General features: G+C 73.0%; 6 protein-coding genes. 3 read left to right on the top strand and 3 right to left on the bottom strand.

All coding sequences use genetic code 11. The features are described 5' to 3' along the window. Window positions 1-828: Ldh family oxidoreductase (locus tag VGD70_RS36840; RefSeq protein WP_331089819.1), on the bottom strand; the 828-nt coding region annotated here is incomplete at its 3' end. A gap of 47 nt (window positions 829-875) precedes the next feature. On the opposite strand from VGD70_RS36840, the gene VGD70_RS36835 reads away from it, so the two are divergent. The 3 genes from VGD70_RS36835 to VGD70_RS36825 are packed head-to-tail and all read left to right on the top strand — an operon-like array spanning window position 876 to window position 2,688. After that, complete coding sequence (locus VGD70_RS36835) at window positions 876-1,187, top strand: putative quinol monooxygenase (protein ID WP_331089817.1); 312 nt, start codon at window positions 876-878, stop codon at window positions 1,185-1,187. Continuing rightward, window positions 1,184-1,615: a cupin domain-containing protein gene (locus VGD70_RS36830; protein ID WP_331089815.1), complete on the top strand. Its 432-nt coding sequence runs from the start codon at window positions 1,184-1,186 to the stop codon at window positions 1,613-1,615. Before VGD70_RS36835 ends, VGD70_RS36830 begins: the two co-directional genes overlap by 4 nt. Then, window positions 1,612-2,688 (top strand): isocitrate/isopropylmalate dehydrogenase family protein, encoded by a 1,077-nt coding sequence (locus tag VGD70_RS36825; RefSeq protein ID WP_331089813.1) that lies wholly within the window; start codon window positions 1,612-1,614, stop codon window positions 2,686-2,688. Before VGD70_RS36830 ends, VGD70_RS36825 begins: the two co-directional genes overlap by 4 nt. Here VGD70_RS36825 and VGD70_RS36820 read toward each other — a convergent pair. Continuing rightward, the gene (locus VGD70_RS36820; protein WP_331089811.1) at window positions 2,685-3,881 is read right to left on the bottom strand and encodes an MFS transporter; all 1,197 of its coding nucleotides are present in this window, start codon (window positions 3,879-3,881) and stop codon (window positions 2,685-2,687) included. The genes VGD70_RS36825 and VGD70_RS36820 overlap by 4 nt on opposite strands. Beyond that, window positions 3,878-4,570, bottom strand: a complete 693-nt coding sequence (locus tag VGD70_RS36815; protein ID WP_331089810.1) for a GntR family transcriptional regulator — start codon at window positions 4,568-4,570, stop codon at window positions 3,878-3,880. Before VGD70_RS36815 ends, VGD70_RS36820 begins: the two co-directional genes overlap by 4 nt. Between the last annotated feature and the right edge of the window lie 180 nt (window positions 4,571-4,750).

Here is a 4,750-nt window from a genome sequence, read left to right as displayed (position 1 = left end):
GAAGAGGTGCCCGGCGCCACTGCGCTCGCCGGCCTCGTAGGGGCCGTGGACGCCGGTGCCGACCGCACTGCCGGTGAGCGCGCCGGAGAGCACGTCCATCAGGAACGTGATCGCGTAGCCCTTGTGGCCGGCCATGGGGAGCAGGACGCCGAGCACGCCCTCCGCCGGATCGGTCGTCGGCGCGCCGTCGGCGGTGAGTGCCCAGGTCTCCGGAATGGACTCGTTCCGGTTCTTGGCGAGGTGGATCTTGCCCCGGGCCACGGCGGTGTTCGCGATGTCGACGGCGACGACCCCGCCGTCGGGCGCCGGCGCCGCGATCGACCACGGATTGGTGCCGAGCCGCTTCTCGCGGCCGCCCCACGGGGCCATCGCCGGGCTGGCGTTGGTGGTCAGCACCGCGACGAACCCGTCGCGCGCCGCCCGGCGGGTGAAGTACATCGCCGTGCCGAAGTGGTTGGAGTTGCGCACGCCCACGACGCCGACGCCGTGGGTGCGGGCCCGCTGCACCGCCAGCTCACGGGCGCGCTCGGTGAGCACCTGACCGATGCCGTCGCGGCCGTCGAGCAGGACCAGTGGCCCGGTGTCGGAGAGGACCGCCGGATCCGTGACCGGATGCATCGCGCCCGAGCGCAGGCGGGCGGCGTACCAGGGGAGCCGCAGGAAGCCATGGGACTGGTGACCCCACAGATCGGCCTGCACGAGGCTGTCGGCGACCAGAGCAGCGTCGTCCCCGGGCACGCCGAGGGCGGTGAGGATCCGGCTGCCGAAGTCGCGCAGGGCGTCGGGGGCGATCCGCGGCTCGTACTGGGGTGCCGCGCCGTTCGTCATCTTGTATACAGTACCGCATACAAGCACTCCGACGGATCGAGGACGAGATGTTCAGCCTGGTGGTCCAGATGGAGGTGCGGCCGGGCCGGCGCGAGGAGTTCCTCGCCGGCATCGCGCTGAACGCCGAGGCGTCGGTCCGGAACGAGCCCGGCTGCCTGCGGTTCGACGTCTGCTCGGTGGCCGACGACGAGAACCGGTTCCTGCTCTACGAGCTCTACACCGACGCGGCGGCGTTCGCGGCGCACAAGGCCGCTGCGCACTTCGCCCGGTGGCGCACGGTCGCCGACCGGGTCCTCGTCGACCAGCTCAACACCCCCGGCCGGCTGCTGGTCACCCACACCGCCGAGGAGTCCCCGTGAGCGCGCAGCCCGTTCCGCCGTCGATGGTGCTGCGCCCGGAGACGATCGAGCGCTTCGACCGCGGCAACGGCGTCGTCACGATCCCGTTCGTCGGCAGGTGGAACTGCGAGGGGAACACGGTCACGACCGGAATGACGGTCTTCTCACCCGGCACCGCGATCCCGCTGCACTCGCACAACGTCGAGGAGTCCGTCCTCGTCGTCGACGGCGAGGCGACCGCCGTCGTCGGCGAGGAGGAGTTCGATCTGGTCGCCGGCCAGGCCACCTGGGTGCCGGCCGGCATTCGGCACTGCTTCCGCAACCGCGGTGCGGGCTCGATGACCATCTACTGGGTCTACGGCGGCCGCGACGTCACCCGCACGATCACCGCCACCGGTGAGACGTTCGAGCACCTGTCCGCGGGCGACCGCGGCGCGACGCCGGCATGAGTCGCTACCGCCTCGGGGTCCTGACGGGTGACGGCATCGGCCCCGAGATCGTCCCCGCGGCCGTGCGCGTGGTCGACGCCGCCCTCGCGGCCGCCGGAGCCGACCGGATCGACTGGCAGGTGCTGCCGCTGGGCGCCTCCGCGATCGCCGAGCACGGCAGTGCGCTCCCGGCCACGACGGTGGAGGCGCTCGCCGAGCTCGACGGCTGGCTGCTCGGACCGCACGACAGTGCCGCCTATCCCGAGCCCTTCCGGTCCCAGCTGAACCCGAGCGGCGCGATCCGCAAGCACTTCGACCTGTACGCCAACATCCGGCCGGCGCGCGGCGTCGGTGGCGGGCGCGCGATCGCGCCCGACACCGACCTGGTGATCGTGCGGGAGAACACCGAGGGCTTCTACGCCGACCGCAACACCTACGCCGGCACGGGGGAGTTCATGCCCACGCCGGACGTCGCGATCGCGATGGGCGTCTTCACCCGGCCGGCGATCGAGCGGATCGCCCGGACGGCGTTCGAGCTGGCCCGGCGCCGACGGAAGAAGCTCACGATCGTGCACAAGGCGAACGTCCTGCAGCTGACCTCCGGGCTGTTCAAGCGGATCTGCCTCGAGGTGGCCGAGACCTATCCCGACGTCGACGTGGACGACGTCCACATCGACGCGATGACGGTGCACCTGCTGCGCCGGGCGTCGTCCTTCGACGTCGTCGTCACCGAGAACATGTTCGGCGACATCCTCTCCGAGCTAGCCGGCGAGCTGGCCGGGTCGTTGGGCATCGCCCCGTCGATCAACGCCTCCGACGACCGGTGCATGGCGCAGGCCTCGCACGGGTCCGCTCCGGACATCGCCGGCACGGGCCAGGCCAACCCGGTCGCGATGATCCTGTCGGCGGGGATGCTGATGCACTGGCTGGGCACGCGGCACGGCGACGCGCGTGCGGCCGACGCGGCGCTGCGGATCGAGGACGGCGTGCGTGCGGCGGTTCGCGGCGGGATCAGCACCCGGGACCTCGGCGGCACCGCCTCGACCGACGGGTTCACCGACGCCGTGGTCGAGTGGATCGCCGCGCGGTCCTAGCTCCCCGGGTCGCCGTCCACGGCGAGCCGTCTTGCCGCGATCCCGACGACCGCGAGCGCGGCGGCCGTGGCCGCCAGCACGCCGGCCGCACCCACTCCTACGGCGACCAGGCCGACCGCGCTCGGGATGAGCACCTGGCCGAGCCGGTTGCCGGTCAGCCGCAGGGACATCGCCCGGCCGCGCAGACCCGTGGGTGCCACCTCGGCGAGCCAGGACATGGTGACCGGCTGCCCCACGCCCAGGCCGAGCCCGAGCAGGACCACCGCCGCGGCCATGACCGCCGCGGGGAGCGGGGCCGCGACGAGGGCCATGGACACCGCCGACAGGGCCACGCTCACGATCATCAGCCTCCGGCGGCCGGCCAGGCGCACCAGCCGGCCGAGGAACAGACGTGAGCTCATCGACGCGACGGCGCGCAGCGTCAGCAGCAGCCCGACGAAGCCCGCGGCGAGGCCACGGTCGGCGCCCAGTGCCGGCAGGTAGACGAGCGTGATGTCCACGGCCGCCAGGACGACGCAGCTGACCAGCAGAGCCCGCAGCAGTCCGGGTACGCGCAGCAGCGTGCCCATGCCGCCGCTCGCGGTGCCGCCGCCGGCCCCCTCGCGGGCGGGCATCCGCAGGAACGCGGTGCAGACGAGCAGGGCGACGCCCAGGCCCGTGGCCGTGAAGAAGATCGGCGTGGTGTCCGGCAGCGACCCGCTGCCGCCGATCACGGTGATCAGGGCCGGGCCGATGGCCTGGCCCAGCGACGCCGCGAACGTGTAGTAGCCGAACGCCGTGTCCAGGCGCCCGGGGCCGGCGGTGTTGGCCACGGCCGCCTGCTGTCCGACGACCGAGAACAGATGGCCGGTGCCCAGCACCACGCTGCCCAGGACGAGTCCGGCCGCGCCGCCCCGCTCGGTGGCGAAGACGGCGCCGGACAGCGCCATCAGCACCGCCCCCACGAGCATCACGCGGCGCTCGCCGAAGCGGTCGGTGGCCTGGCCGGACGGGACGGCGAGCAGCAGGGGCACCACGGCGAAGGAGGCGGTCAGCGCGCCGAGCCAGGCGGTCGGCACGTCCAGCTCCAGTGCCCGGTAGGCCGACGTCGGGCGGAGGGCGAACGTGACCACCTGGGTGAGCGCTGAGTGCAGCAGCAGGAGGGCCAGCAGGCGGCGTCCCGGACCGGGCTGCCCGCCACCGGCGCTGCTCACCGCGGCGGCTCCGGATCGCCCAGCCGGTCGAGCAACTGCGCTCCCAGACTGCTCTCGATGTGCCGGCGCATCAGATCGGCCGCGGCCTCCGGGTCGCCGTTCCGGACCGCCTCGAACAGCAGCCGGTGCTCAGTGGCTCGGGCGTCGCGCTCCTCGTTCGTGCGGCCGGCTTCGAGTCCGTGCCGTCGGTAGCGGTCGGTCTTCAGCCAGAGCCCGTCGAGGGTCTGCGTCAGCAGGGCGTTGTGCGCGGCGTGGTGGATGGCGGCATGGAAGCGCTGATGGCTCTCCAGCTGGGCGGTCGAGGGGCGGCTGCTCAGTGCCTCGAGACCGTCGAGGGCTGCGCGGACGTCGGCGAGGTCGGCGTCGGTCCGGCGCTGCGCCGCGAGGGAGGCGGCCAGGGGGTCCAGCGTCTGCCGGAGCTCCAGCAGATCCCGGGCCTCGGCGGCGTCCAGTGGTCGGACCCGGGCGTTCCGGTGCGCGTCCAGGTCCACCAGGCCCTCCTGCATCAACCGGCGGAGCGCCTCGCGCAGGGGAGTGGTGCTGATGCCGATGGTCCGGGCGAGCGCGGCCTGGGGAAGGACGGCCCCCGGCGCGAGATCGCCGGTGCCGATGAGCTCTCGGACGCGGGTGTAGGCCAGGTCGCTCTTCGTCGCGAAGCCGGGCGGACCTGCTGGCGATGGCTCGGGCACTGCTCTCCTCGGGTCGGCCGTTATAGGTTATAACCATCCGCCCACGATGAGAGCGAGCTGCCCGTGACGACACCTGCCACGACCGATCTGTGCGACGCCCACCCGGACATCCAGGTCTGTGATCCGGTGTTCCGGATCTTCGGCGGGAAGGTCCGGTTCAGCGGCCCGATCACCACGGTC

It is taken from the genome of Actinophytocola sp., assembly GCF_036402745.1.
GTDB lineage: Bacteria > Actinomycetota > Actinomycetes > Mycobacteriales > Pseudonocardiaceae > Actinophytocola.
The sequence above is the reverse complement of the archived record's forward strand: the minus strand, read 5'-3'. Positions and strand labels throughout refer to the sequence as shown.